The organism is Streptomyces misionensis, from assembly GCF_007896895.1.
Classification (GTDB): domain Bacteria; phylum Actinomycetota; class Actinomycetes; order Streptomycetales; family Streptomycetaceae; genus Streptomyces; species Streptomyces misionensis_A.
Window position 1 is genome coordinate 140,053 of sequence record NZ_VOGW01000199.1, and the last position, 15,314, is coordinate 155,366.

The following is a 15,314-nucleotide window of genomic DNA, read 5'->3' on the forward strand; positions in this document are numbered from 1 at the left end:
ATGCGGCGGGCGGGGACTGATGCCCCGCCGGGCCGGATACCCTGGAGGGCAGCCCAGACCACTCCGACCCCGAGGACCGACGCCACCGTGTTCGATACCCTCTCCGACCGCCTCAGCGCGACTTTCAAAAACCTCCGCGGCAAGGGCAGGTTGTCCGAGGCGGACATCGACGCCACGGCACGCGAGATCCGCATCGCGCTCCTCGAAGCGGACGTGGCCCTTCCTGTCGTCCGCACGTTCATCAAGAACGTCAAGGAGCGTGCCCTCGGCGCCGAGGTCTCCAAGGCGCTGAACCCGGCGCAGCAGGTCCTGAAGATCGTCAACGACGAGCTCGTGACCATCCTCGGCGGCGAGACCCGGCGCCTGCGCTTCGCCAAGCAGCCGCCCACCGTCATCATGCTCGCGGGTCTCCAGGGTGCCGGTAAGACCACCCTCGCGGGCAAGCTCGGCCGCTGGCTCAAGGAGCAGGGCCACTCCCCGCTGCTGGTCGCCTGCGACCTCCAGCGGCCCAACGCGGTCAACCAGCTCAGCGTCGTCGCCGAGCGCGCGGGCGTGGCCGTCTACGCCCCGGAGCCCGGCAACGGCGTCGGCGACCCGGTGAAGGTCGCCAAGGACTCCCTCGAGTTCGCGAAGTCCAAGGTCCACGACATCGTGATCGTGGACACCGCCGGCCGTCTCGGCATCGACCAGGAGATGATGCAGCAGGCCGCGGACATCCGCGACGCCGTCTCCCCGGACGAGATCCTCTTCGTCGTCGACGCGATGATCGGTCAGGACGCGGTCAACACCGCCGAGGCCTTCCGCGACGGCGTCGGTTTCGACGGCGTGGTGCTGTCCAAGCTCGACGGCGACGCCCGCGGTGGTGCCGCCCTGTCGATCCGGCAGATCACCGGCAAGCCGATCATGTTCGCGTCGAACGGCGAGAAGCTGGACGACTTCGACGCGTTCCACCCGGACCGGATGGCCTCCCGCATCCTCGACATGGGCGACCTGCTCACCCTGATCGAGCAGGCGGAGAAGACCTTCAGCCAGGAAGAGGCCGCCAAGATGGCCTCGAAGCTGGCGTCCAAGAAGGGCCAGGACTTCACCCTGGACGACTTCCTGGCCCAGATGGAGCAGGTCCGCAAGATGGGCTCCATCTCCAAGCTGCTCGGCATGCTCCCGGGCATGGGCCAGATCAAGGAGCAGATCCAGAACATCGACGAGCGCGACGTCGACCGCACCGCCGCGATCATCAAGTCGATGACCCCCGGCGAGCGCCAGGACCCGACGATCATCAACGGCTCCCGCCGCGCCCGTATCGCCAAGGGTTCCGGCGTCGAGGTCAGCGCGGTGAAGAACCTGGTCGAACGGTTCTTCGAGGCCCGCAAGATGATGTCCCGGATGGCCCAGGGCGGTGGCATGCCCGGCATGCCCGGCATCCCGGGCATGGGCGGCGGCCCCGGCCGGCAGAAGAAGCAGCAGAAGAAGGCCAAGGGCAAGCAGCGCTCCGGCAACCCGATGAAGCGCAAGCAGCAGGAGCTGGAGGAGGCCCAGCGCCGCGAGGCCGCAGCGCAGGGCGGGAACGCGTTCGGGCTGCCCCAGCAGGGCGGCCAGGAGTTCGAGCTGCCGGACGAGTTCAAGAAGTTCATGGGCTGACGGCCGTACGGCCCCGAAGGGCGCCTCCTCGGACGAGGGGGCGCCCTTGCGCATGTGCCGTGTCCGGTCATCTGCCGTAACGTCCCTGTATGAGCAATGCGGCGCCCCCGCGCAAGGACCCGGAGCAGCCGTGGCGTGCCGAGGGCACCCCCGAGGGGCCCCCGCGCTCCGGCGGCGGAGGGCTCCGGGGCGGCAAGTGGTGGGGACTGCTGGTCACCGCGTTGATCGTCTTCCTGCTGGCCTGGGTCGGCCTGAACTACCTCGGCCAGGGCAACCAGCCGACGATCTCCTACACCGAGTTCAGCCGACAGGTCTCCGAGGGCAATGTCGCCACGATCTACTCCAAGGGCGACGCGATCCAGGGACAGCTCAAGAGCGCCCGGAACAACCCCGAGGGCGGCGGCCGGTACACCCGCTTCAAGACCCAGCGCCCGGCGTTCGCGGACGACCGGCTGTGGCAGAACCTGAGCAGCCACGGCGTCACGGTGACCGCGCGGCCGGTGGTCCAGGAGCGCAGCTTCCTGTCCAACCTGCTGCTCTCCCTGATCCCGATCCTGATCCTGGTCGCCGTGTGGGTCTTCTTCGCCCGGCGGCTCGGCGGGGCGCTGTCCGGGGGCGCGGGCGGTCTGTTCGGCCGCCGGGCGCCGCCCCGGCCGGTCGGCCCCACGCCGGGGGAGCGCACCACCTTCGCGGACGTGGCCGGCATCGACGAGGTCAAGGGCGAACTGGACGACGTCGTCGACTTCCTGGAGCACCCGGACGCCTACCGCCGGATGGGCGCGAAGCTGCCGCGCGGGGTGCTGCTCGCGGGCCCGCCGGGCACCGGGAAGACGCTGCTCGCACGGGCGGTCGCGGGGGAGGCCGGGGTGCCGTTCTTCTCCGCGTCCGCGTCGGAGTTCATCGAGATGATCGTCGGTGTGGGCGCGTCCCGGGTGCGGGAGCTGTTCGCCGAGGCCCGCAAGGTGGCGCCGTCCATCATCTTCATCGACGAGATCGACACCATCGGCCGGGCGCGCAGCGGCAGCACGGCGATGAGCGGCCACGACGAGCGGGAGCAGACGCTCAACCAGATCCTCACCGAGATGGACGGCTTCTCCGGCTCGGAGGGCGTGATCGTCATCGCGGCGACCAACCGCGCGGACATCCTGGACCCGGCGCTGACCCGTCCCGGCCGTTTCGACCGGGTGGTCAGCGTGGCCCCGCCGGACCGCTCGGGCCGGGAGGCGATCCTGCGCATCCACACCCGGGACGTGCCGCTCGCCCCGGACGTCGACCTGGCCCGGCTGGCGCGGACGACCCCCGGGATGACCGGCGCGGACCTGGCGAACCTCGCCAACGAGGCCGCGCTGCTCGCGGTCAAGCGCAAGCAGGACCGGGTGACCGCCGCGGACCTGTCCGAGGCGCTGGAGAAGGTCCAGCTGGGCGCCGAGCGCACGCTGGTGATGCCGGAGGAGGACCGGCGCCGTACGGCGTACCACGAGAGCGGTCACGCGCTGCTCGGCATGCTGCAACCGGGCGCGGACCCGGTCCGCAAGATCACCATCGTCCCGCGCGGGCGGGCGCTCGGGGTGACGATGTCCACGCCGGAGGTGGAGCGGTACGCGCACTCCGAGGAGTACCTGCGCGGCCGGATCATCGGCGCGCTGGGCGGCATGGCCGCCGAGGAGGTCGTCTACGGCGTGGTCACCACGGGCGCGGAGAGCGACCTGGAGCAGGTCACCAGCATCGCGCGCGGGATGGTGGCCCGCTGGGGCATGAGCGAGCGCGTCGGCCGGCTGTCGGCCCTGCCGAGCGACGCCCAGCAGGCCTACGGGCTGGCCGCCGCCCCGCAGACCCTGGACGTCATCGACGCCGAGATGCGGCGGATCGTGGACGAGTGCTACGACGAGGCACGCCGCAAACTCCGCGACCACCGAGGGCAGTTGGACGCGCTGGCGGGGGCGCTGCTGGAGCACGAGACGCTGGAGGAGGCGGACGCGTACCGGATCGCGGGGGTCACCCGGCTCGCCAAGGGCGCCGAGGAGGCCCGGTGAGGGAACGGGGCCTTCAGGGGAGGCGGGCGATCAGGTAGCGGAAGACGTTGGGCATCCGGACGGTGCCGTCCGGACGGATGTAGGGGTGCAGGGCCTCGGCCAGCTCCTTGTCGACCTGTCTGGCGTCGGTCGCCCGGGCGGCCGCGTCGAACAGCCCCGTGGCGAGCAGTCCGCGCACCGCGCTGTCCGGGTCGGCGTAGCCGAAGGGGCAGGAGACCCGCCCGGAGCCGTCCGGCCGCAGCCCTGCCCGCCGGGCGGTCTCCTCCAGGTCGTCCCGTCCGCCCGGCCGCCGGCCGTCGGCCCTGCGCAAAGGATCGGCCAGTTTCGCCGCCACCGCCAGCACCGAGGAGGTGGCGCAGCGTTCCGGCGGGCCCCATCCGGCCAGCACCACGGCGGCACCCCGGGCGGCGAGCGGCAGCGCCTCGGCCAGCAGCCGGGCGGGCTCCTCCCGGTCGTCCGCGGGCCGGCGCACCGGCTCGAAGAGGGTCACGAGATCGAACGGGGCGTTGTCCGAGGCGCGCGGGACCCGCGCGCACAACTCCGCCCGCGCGCCCGCGCCGTCCCGGTCCGCGGGCAGCAGCCGTTCGCGGGCGAGGGCGAGCAGTTCGGGGCAGGAGTCGACACCGGTGACCGCGGCGCCGCGCGCGGCGGCGGGCAGCAGGGCGAGCCCGGAGCCGCAGCGCAGGCCCAGCAGACGGGTGTCCGGGCCGACGTCGAGCCGTTCGAGGACGGCCTCGTGGAGCGGCACGAGCATCCGCTCCTGGATCTCGGCCCAGTCCCGCGCGCGTGCCCTCGGGCTCTGCCGGGTCTCGGTGTCCGGGTGCGGCGGCCGGTGCCGCACGAGCGAAGCTGTCATGGACAAGCGCTCCCATCCGCCGACGGTCCGCCGCTGTGCCGGGTCGTGCGTGGCCCCCCCGTGTCCGTGCGTGCGCACGTTCCACGTATGCCAGGTAACTCCGGGCGCGCGGTCCCGTCCAGGGGGCGTGGGGGATCGCTCGGGTACCTGGCGCGGGTGTGGCGAGAATTCACATCCCGGCAACCTGGGTGGCCCTACGGTGTGCACGCCGGAGGACGGGCCGGTGCCGGGAGGTGCGGTCGCGCACGGTAACGTCACGACCGTCACGGGCGCCGACCAAGGAGCGACTTGGCGTCAAGAGCGGCCGAATCGCCCCTTGCGCATCCGCCGACCAGCGTCGCGACAGGGCGTACTGGGCGGATCGTAGTGCCGTCTACGCACCGGCTTGGGAGGAGCTGTGAGGCTTCTCCGCAGATCAGCGCACCCGCCCTCGTCAGGACGCATCAGCGGCAACTGACGGGTACGTGCAAATTATTTGGGATGCCCCGGAATAGGAACACAGCGTGCCCTCCGCTCGTTGTCATTACGTGAGCACGACACAGACACCACCTGTTCTCGCCGCAGAGCTGGCACAGGCGTGGGCCGACATTCAGCGGTACCACCCCGAGCTGCCGGACCTTGCCGCGCCAGAGTCCCTGATCGGGGAGTCGTCGTCCGCGTGCGGACACGAGCTCTCCTTCGAACGGCTGCTCCATGAGGCAGTCCACGGCATCGCCGCCGCGCGCGGGGTCCGCGACACCTCCCGGGCCGGCCGCTACCACAACCGCCGGTTCCTCGCGATCGCCGAGGAGTTGGGCCTCGACCACCCGGAGGAGCCGCATCCGAGCAGCGGCTTCTCCCTGGTCACGCTCAACCCCGAGGCGAAGCGACGCTACCGCCCGACCATCGAACGCCTCCAGCGCGCCCTGAAGGCGCACTCGGCGGCGACGACGGAGGACACCTCCCGCACCTTCCGTGGCCCGGCCGCCCGGCACGGCTCCTCCGGTGGTGGTGTCCGCGTCAAGGCCGTCTGCGACTGCGGTCGCAACGTCCGCGTGGTCCCCTCGGTCCTCGCCCAGGCTCCCATCGTCTGCGGCGGCTGCGGCAAACCCTTCCGCATCCCCGAGATCGCCGGCGCGGCCTGACCTCGTCCTCCCCGGCATCTCGTGGGTGCCGGACCCCACACCACGACCCCGTCCCGCGTCCCGTCGGCGACCCCAGGCCGGCGGGGCGCGGGGCCACGCGCGCGTGCCCGGCCGCGGCCCACCCCCGCGGCCGGGAGCGACTCGCCGGGTATGGCACAATGGCTAGCTGTACTCGACAGCCGCACAGGACCCCTCTCTCCTCCGGCTGACGCGTCCATCGGGCACTCGGGTACCGCAACCCCACGCGGCAGCTCGCCGTGCCCTACCACGTCAAATCCAGGAGAACCCACTCCCGTGGCAGTCAAGATCAAGCTGAAGCGTCTGGGCAAGATCCGTTCGCCTCACTACCGCATCGTCGTCGCCGACTCCCGTACCCGCCGTGACGGCCGGGCCATCGAGGAGATCGGCAAGTACCACCCGACCTACAACCCGTCGGTCATCGAGGTGGACGCCGAGCGCGTGGCGTACTGGCTCGGCGTCGGCGCCCAGCCGACCGAGCCCGTCCTCGCCATCCTCAAGAAGACCGGCGACTGGCAGAAGTTCAAGGGCGAGCCGGCTCCCGCGCCGCTGCTCGTCGCCGAGCCCAAGCCGGCCCGTCCGTCGTTCGAGGCCCTCGGCGGTGACGACGAGGCCAAGGGTGAGGCCATCACCCAGAAGAAGAAGGCTGAGAAGAAGGACGAGGCCGCGGCTGAGTCCGAGTCGACCGAGGCCTGAGCAGCATGCTCGAAGAGGCGCTTGAGCACCTCGTGAAGGGCATCGTCGACAACCCTGACGATGTGCAGGTCGCCTCGCGCAACCTGCGCCGCGGGCGCGTGCTGGAGGTCCGGGTCCACCCCGACGACCTCGGCAAGGTGATCGGCCGCAACGGCCGTACCGCGCGCGCTCTGCGTACCGTCGTGGGCGCCATCGGCGGTCGCGGTGTCCGCGTCGACCTGGTCGACGTGGACACCGTCCGCTGACGCTTCAAAGCAACCGGCTCGGGCCGGGGAGGGCCACTCGGCCGTCCCCGGCCCGCAGTCGTATGAGCAGGACACACGCAGGAGATGACAGGAGAATTGGACAGGTGCAGCTGGTAGTCGCACGGGTCGGCCGTGCCCATGGCATCAAGGGCGAGGTCACCGTCGAGGTACGTACCGACGAGCCGGAGCTCAGACTCGCCCCCGGCGCCGTACTCGCCACGGATCCCGCCTCCGCGGGACCGCTGACCATCGAGACGGGCCGCGTCCACAGCGGCCGTCTGCTCCTGCGCTTCGAGGGCGTCACCGACCGCAACGGCGCCGAGGCCCTGCGGAACACCCTGCTGATCGCCGAGGTGGACCCCGAGGAACTGCCCGAGGGCGAGGACGAGTACTACGACCACCAGCTCATGGACCTCGACGTGGTCACCGAGGACGGTGTGGAGGTCGGCCGGATCACCGAGATCTCGCACCTGCCCTCGCAGGACCTGTTCATCGTCGAGCGCCCGGACGGCACCGAGGTCATGATCCCCTTCGTGGAGGAGATCGTCACCGAGATCGACCTGGAGGAGCAGCGGGCCGTCATCACGCCCCCGCCCGGTCTGATCGACGACCGCGCCGAGATCGCGTCGAGCCGCGAGCCGGCGGACGAGCCGCGCGCGCCGGGGGACGAGTCGTGATGCGCCTCGACGTCGTCACGATCTTCCCCGAGTACCTGGACCCGCTGAACGTCTCCCTCGTCGGCAAGGCCCGGCACCGCGGACAGCTCGCCGTGCACGTCCACGACCTGCGGGGATGGACGTACGACCGGCACAACACGGTCGACGACACGCCGTACGGCGGCGGCCCCGGCATGGTCATGAAGACCGAGCCCTGGGGCGAGGCCCTGGACACCGTCCTCGCCGACGGCTACGAGAGCGGCGCCCACGCGCCCGCGCTGATCGTCCCCACCCCCAGCGGCCGCCCCTTCACCCAGGAACTGGCCGTGGAACTCTCCGAGCGGCCCTGGCTGATCTTCACCCCGGCCCGCTACGAGGGCATCGACCGGCGGGTCTTCGACGAGTACGCCACCCGGATGCCCGTGTACGAGGTCTCCATCGGCGACTACGTCCTGGCCGGCGGCGAGGCGGCTGTCCTCGTCGTCACCGAGGCCGTCGCCCGGCTGCTGCCCGGGGTCCTCGGCAACGCCGAGTCCCACCGCGACGACTCCTTCGCCCCGGGCGCCATGGCCAACCTGCTGGAAGGCCCCGTCTACACCAAGCCGCCCGTCTGGCGCGACCGGGACATCCCGGAGGTGCTGCTCAGCGGCCACCATGGGAAGATCGCCCGCTGGCGCCGCGACGAGGCCCTGCGGCGCACCACCCGCAACCGGCCCGACCTGATCGAACGCTGCGACCCCAAGGCGTTCGACAAGAAGGACCGCGAGATGCTGTCCATCCTGGGCTGGGAACCGGACCCGGACGGCCACCCGTACGGCCGATTTTGGCGCCGGCCCGGCGGCATGGAAGAATAGACCGCTGTTGTGCGTCCGTCCGGCGTGCGCCCCTGCCACAGGGGGACACGACGCGCGTCCCGACCCGCACGGCGACTTCCTGTACATCTACCTCCCGTTGATGACCTGTGGCATCAGCGAAGAAAGCAGACGAAATGTCTCACCTGCTCGACACCGTCGACGCCGCGTCGCTGCGCAGCGACATCCCGGCCTTCCGCCCGGGTGACACCGTCAACGTGCACGTCCGCGTCATCGAGGGCAACCGCTCCCGTGTGCAGCAGTTCAAGGGCGTGGTGATCCGTCGCCAGGGCTCCGGTGTCCGCGAGACCTTCACGGTCCGCAAGGTCTCGTTCTCCGTCGGCGTCGAGCGCACCTTCCCGGTGCACACCCCGATCGTCGAGAAGATCGAGCTGGTCACCCGTGGTGACGTGCGCCGCGCCAAGCTGTACTACCTCCGTGAGCTGCGCGGCAAGGCCGCGAAGATCAAGGAGAAGCGCGAGAGCTGAGCGCTTCCCCGGAGTCACAGCGGGGCCGGATAACATCTCGCCCCGATGGACACCGAAGCACAGCCGACGGAACGCGACCGCCCCTCCCGCCCACAATCCCCGGGTCCGGAGGAGCGGTCGCGTTCCTCGTTGCCGACGCGGATCGCCGAGTGGCTGCCCGGCGGCCGTGTCACCCTCACCCTCTTCGCCTGCCTGGCGTTCCTGCTCCTGCTGAGCACCTTCGTGGTGCAGCCCTTCCAGATCCCCAGCGGATCCATGGAGCAGGGGCTGCGGATCGGCGACCGCGTCCTCGTCGACAAACTGGCCTACCGTTTCGGTGCCGGGCCCGGCCGCGGGGACGTGATTGTGTTCGACGGAACCGGGTATTTCGGGGACGGCGACTACATCAAACGCGTCGTCGGGGTGGGCGGGGACCACGTGGTCTGCTGCACCGAGCAGGGGAGGATCGAGGTGAACGGCCGCGCGGTCGACGAGTCGGCGTTCCTCTACCCCGGGGACAGCGCCTCCAGCGTGCCCTTCGACATCGTGGTGCCGCCCGGCACCCTCTTCGTCCTCGGCGACCACCGCAGCGACTCCAGCGACTCCCGCGACCACCTCGGCTCGCCCGGCGGCGGCATGATCCCCGTCGGCGACGTCATCGGCCGGGCCGACTGGATCGTCTGGCCGTACTCCCACTGGACGCACCTGACCCGGCCGCCCGCCTACGCGCGCGTGCCCGCCGCGGCGGGTGGCGCCCATGGGTAGCCGCGCCAGGCAGCGCGCCGGTTCCGGCACCCCCGCCGGCCGTCAGCGGCCCGCCAAGGGCCGCCGCGCGCCCGCGTCCGGCGGGACCCGCCGCACCTCGCCCGGCGGCCGGACCCGCGCCGAACGGCGCAAGCTCCAGCGCAAGGTCAAACGCAAGCGCAGACGCTCGGCCGTTCGGGAGATCCCCCTTCTGGTGGGAGTCGCGGTCCTCATCGCACTGGTCCTGAAGACCTTCCTCGTCCAGGCGTTCGTGATCCCGTCCGGCTCCATGGAGCAGACGATCCGGATCGGCGACCGCGTCCTGGTCGACAAGCTCACCCCCTGGTTCGGCGCCGAGCCGCACCGCGGGGACGTCGTGGTCTTCCGGGACCCGGGCGGCTGGCTGGACGGCGAACAGACCACGTCCACCTCCGACCCGGTCGTCCTCAAACAGCTCAAGGAAGGTCTGAGCTTCATCGGGCTGCTGCCGTCCGACAACGAGAAGGACCTGATCAAACGGGTCATCGGGGTCGGCGGCGACCATGTGAGGTGCTGCGACGCCAAGGGCCGCATCACGGTCAACGGCGTCCCGCTCGACGAGAAGGACTACCTCTACCCGGGCAACGCGCCCTCCGCCACGCCCTTCGACATCACCGTCCCCAAGGGCCGGCTGTGGGTGATGGGCGACCACCGCGCCTACTCCGCGGACTCCCGCTTCCACCGGGACTCCCCGTACGGCGGAACGGTCTCGCTGGATTCGGTGGTCGGCCGCGCCATGTGGATCGGCTGGCCGATCGGCCACTGGACGCGCCTGGAGGAACCTAAAACCTTTGCAAGCGTTGACCGGGCCGGGACGCGGACGGCTGCGGCCCCGCCCCTGTCGCATAGGGTTGACCACGAGAATCCGAACGGAATGACCCGGCTCCCGACCCCTGCGGAACTCCCGCTCGTTATGGGAGTGGTGGGCCTGCGCCGTCTGTGGCGCGGGCGGCGGCACGGAGTAAGGAGTTGGCGTGGGGGATGTGGCGGTTGGCGCACGGTCGGGACACGACGGCGAGGAGCACCGCGGAAACCCCGCGGAGGCGAACGGCTCGGACTCGGACGGCGCCATGACCACCGGGAATGACGCGACGGCGGGAGACGACGGCATGCCGGGCGACGGACGGGGCGCCGGTGCGGGTGAGTCCGCGCCGCCGCCGGGCAAGCCGCGCTCCTTCTGGAAGGAGCTGCCGATCCTGATCGTGATCGCGCTGGTCCTGGCGCTGCTGATCAAGACGTTCCTGGTGCAGGCGTTCTCGATCCCCTCGGCCTCCATGGAGAACACCCTCCAGGTGGGTGACCGGGTCCTGGTCGACAAGCTGACACCGTGGTTCGGCTCCAAGCCCGAGCGCGGCGAGGTCGTCGTCTTCCACGACCCCGACAACTGGCTGGAGGGCGAGCCCGCGCCGAACCCGAACGCGGTGCAGAAGGTCCTCAGCTGGATCGGGCTGATGCCGTCGGCCAATGAGAAGGACCTGATCAAGCGGGTGATCGGGGTCGGCGGCGACACCATCGAGTGCAAGAACTCGGGCCCGCTGCTGGTCAACGGCAAGGCGCTGAACGAGCCGTACGTCTACCCCGGCAACACGCCGTGCAGCCTGGACGACCAGGGCGGCCAGTTCAAGGTGAAGGTCCCCAAGGGCTTCATCTGGGTGATGGGCGACCACCGCCAGAACTCCCGCGACTCGCGCTACAACCAGAACGACAGGAACCACGGCTTCGTGCCCGTGGACAAGGTCGTCGGCCGCGCCATCGTCAAGGCCTGGCCCATCGGCCGCTGGGGCACCCTGCCCGTCCCGGACACCTTCGACCAGCCCGGCCTGAACAACCAGCAGGCCTCCTCGGCGGCCTCGCTGACGGTCGCCCCCGAGGGCATCGCCGTCGCGGCCGTCGCGCCGGTCGTCGTCTGGCGGCGCCGGCGCGCCGACCGGCTGCGGTCCGACGTCCTGTCGAAGGCGACGAGCGGACGGCGCTGAACCCGTCGCCGCCCTGGACCCGGTCCCCGTGTGAAGCTCCGGGGAAGCTCTGCCCCCGCTGGTGAAGGAGGGGCTGACCCCGCTCGGTACCGACAGGTAGGGTGCGGGTCCATGGGTGGCGAGAGCACGACGCGTACGGCCCCGCACAGCGGCGGTGGCACCGGGACGGCACCGGCCGGCGGCAGCCGGCTCGGGCACCGGCTGTCCGGGGTGGCCGTGGCCCTGGGCCTGGTGCTGTTCCTCGGCGGCTTCGCCTGGGCGGCCGTGAGCTACCGGCCGTACACCGTGCCCACCAGCTCCATGACGCCCACCATCGACGCCGGCGACCGCGTGCTCGCCGAGCGCGTGGACGGCGGCGAGGTGCGCCGCGGTGACGTGGTCGTCTTCCGTGACAGCAGCTGGGTCACCGGCTCCCTCGTGGTCAAGCGCGTGGTGGCGGTCGGCGGCGACACCGTCTCCTGCTGCACCGACGGCAAGCTGACCGTCAACGGCAAGCAGATCCAGGAGCCGTACCTGCCCAAGGGCAGCCTGGCCGAGAACCAGAACTTCCCGACCGTGACCGTCCCCCGGGGCCGGCTCTTCCTGCTCGGCGACGAACGCCAGGGCTCCCTGGACTCCACCGCCCACCTCACGGACGCCGCCAAGGGCACCGTCGCCGCCGACGCGGTGCGGGCCCGCGTGGACGCCGTCGTCTGGCCCTGGAAGGGCATGCTGGGCCGTCCCACCGGCTTCGAGACGCTCGGCCCGCTCTCCCAGCCGGGGCCGCTGCGCACCATCGGGCTGCTGATCGTCGTCGGCGCCGTCCTGGTCCTCGGCGGCGGCGCCTACGGCCCGATCGCCAAGCGCGCGGGCCGCTCCCGGGCCCGCGCCGCCGGCACGGAGGCGCCCGGTGTCCGCTGAGACCGCACCCGAGCAGTCCTACGAGGGCGGCCTGCGCAAGGTCGCCCGCGTGGTCCTCCTCGACCCCGAGGACCGCATCCTCCTGCTGCACGGCCACGAGCCCGACGACCCCGCCGACGACTGGTGGTTCACCCCCGGCGGCGGCGTGGAGGGCGCCGAGACCCGCGCCGAGGCCGCGCTGCGGGAACTCGCCGAGGAGACCGGCATCACCGAGGTCGAGCTCGGCCCGGTGCTGTGGCGGCGCCGCTGCTCCTTCCCGTTCGCGGGCCGCCGCTGGGACCAGGACGAGTGGTACTACCTGGCCCGTACGACCCAGACCGCGACCGCGGCCACGGGCCTGACCGAACTGGAGCGGCGCAGCGTCGTCGGAGCACGTTGGTGGACGTGCCGGGAACTGACCCGGGCACATGAGACGGTGTATCCGACCAGACTCGCCGAGCTGCTGCGCACGCTGCTCGACGAGGGTCCCCCGGCCGGCCCCGTGACCCTTGACACCGAAATCGTCTGAGGGCCGGTGGAACTGGCGCACAATGGGGGGATCGCACGGCTGAAGGGGAACATGCCATGAGCGCCGAGGACCTCGAGAAGTACGAGACCGAGATGGAGCTGAAGCTCTACCGGGAGTACCGAGATGTCGTCGGTCTGTTCAAATTCGTGATCGAGACGGAACGGCGCTTCTACCTCACCAACGACTACGAGATGCAGGTGCACTCGGTCCAGGGCGAGGTGTTCTTCGAGGTGTCGATGGCCGACGCCTGGGTCTGGGACATGTACCGGCCGGCCCGCTTCGTCAAGCAGGTGCGCGTGCTCACGTTCAAGGACGTGAACATCGAGGAGCTGAACAAGAGCGATCTGGAGCTGCCGGGCGGCTGATGACCCGCGGCTTCCTGTCCCGTCACCCGTCGGGGTGAGGGAGTTCTCCACAATCGCCCGGCGGTCCACCAAGATCCACTCGCCGGGCCGGGATGCGTGACCGTTGGCGCCGGAGGTGGTGCCGACATGAACGCACGCGAAGCGATCGGCAGGTACGGAGAGGACCTGGCCGCCCGGCGGCTGACCGAGGCCGGGATGACCGTCCTGGCGCGCAACTGGCGCGCCGGCCGCAGGGGCGAGATCGACATCGTGGCCCGGGACGGCGAGGTCCTGGTCGTCTGCGAGGTCAAGACCCGCGCGGGCGGCCGCTACGAACATCCCATGGCCGCGGTGACCCCCGAGAAGGCCGCCAGACTGCGCGACCTGGCCGAACGCTGGATCCACGCCCACGGCGGGGCCCCACCGGGAGGCGTCCGCATCGATCTGGTCGGCGTCCTCGTCCCCGGCCGCGGCGCGCCCCTGGTCGAGCACGCCCGGGGGGTGGCCTGAATGGCGTTCGCCCGTACCTGCTCCGTCGCCCTGGTCGGCGTCGAGGGCGTGGTCGTGGAGGTCCAGGCCGACCTCGAACCGGGCGTCGCCGCCTTCACCCTGGTCGGCCTCCCCGACAAGAGCCTGTCCGAGAGCCGGGACCGGGTCAGGGCGGCGGTGGTGAACTCGGGCGCCGAGTGGCCGCAGAAGAAGCTCACCGTCGGCCTCAGCCCCGCCTCGGTGCCGAAGGCCGGCTCCGGTTTCGACCTGGCCGTGGCCTGCGCGGTGCTCGGGGCCGCCGAGCGGATCGACCCCCGGGTCCTCGCCGACATCGTCATGATCGGCGAGCTGGGCCTGGACGGCCGGGTGCGCCCGGTGCGCGGCATCCTGCCCGCCGTGCTGGCCGCCGCCGACGCCGGGTACGACCAGGTGGTCGTGCCCGAGTGCGCCGCCGCGGAGGCCGCGCTGGTCCCCGGTGTGTCGGTGCTCGGCGTCCGCAGCCTGCGGCAGCTCATCGCGGTGCTCGCCGAGGAGCCCGTCCCCGAGGAGGCGCCCGACGAACCGGGCCGCCCCGACCCGCTGCTGGCCGGGCTGCGGGTACCTGGCACCGGCGCCGCCACCGGCATGCACAGCCTCGGCGCCGCCCAGCACGAGAGCGAGCACGACCTGGCCGACGTGATCGGCCAGACCGCGGCCCGTACGGCCGTGGAGGTGGCCGCCGCGGGCGGGCACCACCTGTTCCTGGAAGGCCCGCCGGGCGCGGGCAAGACGATGCTCGCCGAACGGCTGCCCGCCGTCCTGCCGAGGCTCACCCGGGAGGAGTCCCTGGAGGTCACGGCGGTGCACTCGGTGGCCGGGCTGCTGCCACCGGGCAAACCGCTCATCGACGTCGCCCCCTACTGCGCCCCGCACCACTCGGCGACGATGCAGTCGCTCGTGGGCGGCGGCCCCGGCATCGCCCGCCCGGGCGCGGTCTCCCTCGCCCATCGCGGCGTGCTCTTTCTTGACGAGGCCCCCGAGTTCCACAGCCAGAACCTGGACGCCCTGCGGCAGCCGCTGGAGTCCGGGCACGTGGTGATCGCGCGCAGCGCGGGCGTGGTCCGTTTCCCGGCGCGCTTCCTGATGGTGCTGGCCGCCAATCCCTGTCCCTGCGGCCGTTTCTCGCAGCGGGACGCCCTGTGCGAGTGCCCGCCCTCGGCGATCCGCCGCTACCAGGCCCGGCTCTCCGGCCCGCTGCTCGACCGGGTGGACCTGCGCGTCGAGGTCGACCCGGTCAGCCGGGCCCAGCTGACCGCGCCGGGCGCCCGCGGCGAGTCCACGGCGACCGTGGCCGATCGGGTACGGCAGGCCCGGGAGCGGACGGCCGCCCGTCTCGCCGGCACACCCTGGCGGACCAACAGCGAGGTGCCCGGCAGGGAGCTGCGCAGCCGGTTCCAGGCCGTCACCGGCGCGATGGACGAGGCCGAGCGGAGTCTGGAGCGGGGCGTGCTCACGGCCCGCGGCATCGACCGGGTGCTGCGCGTCGCCTGGACGGTGGCCGACCTGGTCGGACACGACCGCCCGGACGCGGCCGACGTCGCCCTCGCCCTGCACCTGCGCACCGGCGTGCCCCGAGGGGTCCCGACGGCCATCGGCGCGCTGACATGAGCCGCGCCGACACGGGCGGAGCGGACCGGCACCCGGCCCGGGAGCCGGACACGGACGCGGACGCGGACACGCTCGGGCGGGTG

At 71.8% G+C, this 15,314-nt stretch carries 17 protein-coding genes; 16 read left to right on the forward strand and 1 reads right to left on the reverse strand.

The features are described 5' to 3' along the window. Positions 1 to 87: 87 nt before the first annotated feature. Positions 88 to 1,638 (forward strand): signal recognition particle protein, encoded by a 1,551-nt coding sequence (gene ffh / locus FRZ03_RS37235; RefSeq protein WP_146469495.1) that lies wholly within the window; start codon positions 88 to 90, stop codon positions 1,636 to 1,638. 89 nt (positions 1,639 to 1,727) lie between these two features. Continuing rightward, positions 1,728 to 3,671, forward strand: a complete 1,944-nt coding sequence (gene ftsH / locus FRZ03_RS37240) for an ATP-dependent zinc metalloprotease FtsH (protein ID WP_146469497.1) — start codon at positions 1,728 to 1,730, stop codon at positions 3,669 to 3,671. A gap of 13 nt (positions 3,672 to 3,684) precedes the next feature. On the opposite strand, the gene FRZ03_RS37245 is transcribed toward ftsH, so the two are convergent. After that, complete coding sequence (locus FRZ03_RS37245) at positions 3,685 to 4,527, reverse strand: methyltransferase domain-containing protein (RefSeq protein ID WP_146469499.1); 843 nt, start codon at positions 4,525 to 4,527, stop codon at positions 3,685 to 3,687. A gap of 527 nt (positions 4,528 to 5,054) precedes the next feature. Between FRZ03_RS37245 and FRZ03_RS37250 the strand changes: the two genes are divergently transcribed. The 14 genes from FRZ03_RS37250 to FRZ03_RS37315 all read left to right on the forward strand — a co-directional run bounded on the left by FRZ03_RS37250 (position 5,055) and on the right by FRZ03_RS37315 (position 15,231). Then, positions 5,055 to 5,651 carry a hypothetical protein gene (locus FRZ03_RS37250; RefSeq protein WP_070022293.1) on the forward strand — a complete coding sequence of 199 codons (597 nt, stop codon included), beginning with the start codon at positions 5,055 to 5,057 and terminating at the stop codon, positions 5,649 to 5,651. Positions 5,652 to 5,945: 294 nt separating this feature from the next. Beyond that, on the forward strand, positions 5,946 to 6,365 hold the full coding sequence (gene rpsP, locus FRZ03_RS37255; protein WP_070022292.1) for a 30S ribosomal protein S16: 420 nt from the start codon (positions 5,946 to 5,948) through the stop codon (positions 6,363 to 6,365). 5 nt (positions 6,366 to 6,370) lie between these two features. Next, a complete protein-coding gene (locus FRZ03_RS37260) occupies positions 6,371 to 6,610 on the forward strand; it encodes an RNA-binding protein (protein ID WP_146469501.1) in 240 nt (79 codons plus the stop codon). Positions 6,611 to 6,714: 104 nt separating this feature from the next. Next, positions 6,715 to 7,287, forward strand: a complete 573-nt coding sequence (gene rimM / locus FRZ03_RS37265; protein ID WP_146469503.1) for a ribosome maturation factor RimM — start codon at positions 6,715 to 6,717, stop codon at positions 7,285 to 7,287. After that, positions 7,287 to 8,120, forward strand: coding sequence for a tRNA (guanosine(37)-N1)-methyltransferase TrmD (gene trmD, locus FRZ03_RS37270; protein ID WP_146469505.1), 834 nt, complete (start codon positions 7,287 to 7,289; stop codon positions 8,118 to 8,120). The genes rimM and trmD overlap by 1 nt, the downstream gene beginning before the upstream one ends. Positions 8,121 to 8,254: 134 nt before the next feature. Further along, positions 8,255 to 8,605, forward strand: coding sequence for a 50S ribosomal protein L19 (gene rplS, locus FRZ03_RS37275; RefSeq protein ID WP_070022289.1), 351 nt, complete (start codon positions 8,255 to 8,257; stop codon positions 8,603 to 8,605). A gap of 45 nt (positions 8,606 to 8,650) precedes the next feature. Beyond that, positions 8,651 to 9,349, forward strand: coding sequence for a signal peptidase I (lepB, locus tag FRZ03_RS37280; protein WP_146469507.1), 699 nt, complete (start codon positions 8,651 to 8,653; stop codon positions 9,347 to 9,349). Further along, the gene (lepB, locus tag FRZ03_RS37285) at positions 9,342 to 10,454 is read left to right on the forward strand and encodes a signal peptidase I (protein WP_146469509.1); all 1,113 of its coding nucleotides are present in this window, start codon (positions 9,342 to 9,344) and stop codon (positions 10,452 to 10,454) included. Before lepB (FRZ03_RS37280) ends, lepB (FRZ03_RS37285) begins: the two co-directional genes overlap by 8 nt. Then, complete coding sequence (gene lepB, locus FRZ03_RS37290) at positions 10,342 to 11,343, forward strand: signal peptidase I (protein ID WP_146469511.1); 1,002 nt, start codon at positions 10,342 to 10,344, stop codon at positions 11,341 to 11,343. The genes lepB (FRZ03_RS37285) and lepB (FRZ03_RS37290) overlap by 113 nt, the downstream gene beginning before the upstream one ends. A gap of 111 nt (positions 11,344 to 11,454) precedes the next feature. Next, the gene (gene lepB, locus FRZ03_RS37295; RefSeq protein WP_146469513.1) at positions 11,455 to 12,243 is read left to right on the forward strand and encodes a signal peptidase I; all 789 of its coding nucleotides are present in this window, start codon (positions 11,455 to 11,457) and stop codon (positions 12,241 to 12,243) included. Then, positions 12,233 to 12,751 carry an NUDIX hydrolase gene (locus tag FRZ03_RS37300; protein ID WP_146469515.1) on the forward strand — a complete coding sequence of 173 codons (519 nt, stop codon included), beginning with the start codon at positions 12,233 to 12,235 and terminating at the stop codon, positions 12,749 to 12,751. Before lepB (FRZ03_RS37295) ends, FRZ03_RS37300 begins: the two co-directional genes overlap by 11 nt. A gap of 56 nt (positions 12,752 to 12,807) precedes the next feature. Next, on the forward strand, positions 12,808 to 13,116 hold the full coding sequence (locus FRZ03_RS37305) for a DUF2469 domain-containing protein (protein WP_043444228.1): 309 nt from the start codon (positions 12,808 to 12,810) through the stop codon (positions 13,114 to 13,116). 126 nt (positions 13,117 to 13,242) lie between these two features. After that, positions 13,243 to 13,605, forward strand: a complete 363-nt coding sequence (locus FRZ03_RS37310; protein WP_186785821.1) for a YraN family protein — start codon at positions 13,243 to 13,245, stop codon at positions 13,603 to 13,605. After that, positions 13,606 to 15,231 carry a YifB family Mg chelatase-like AAA ATPase gene (locus tag FRZ03_RS37315; protein WP_146469519.1) on the forward strand — a complete coding sequence of 542 codons (1,626 nt, stop codon included), beginning with the start codon at positions 13,606 to 13,608 and terminating at the stop codon, positions 15,229 to 15,231. The last annotated feature ends 83 nt before the right edge of the window (positions 15,232 to 15,314 follow it).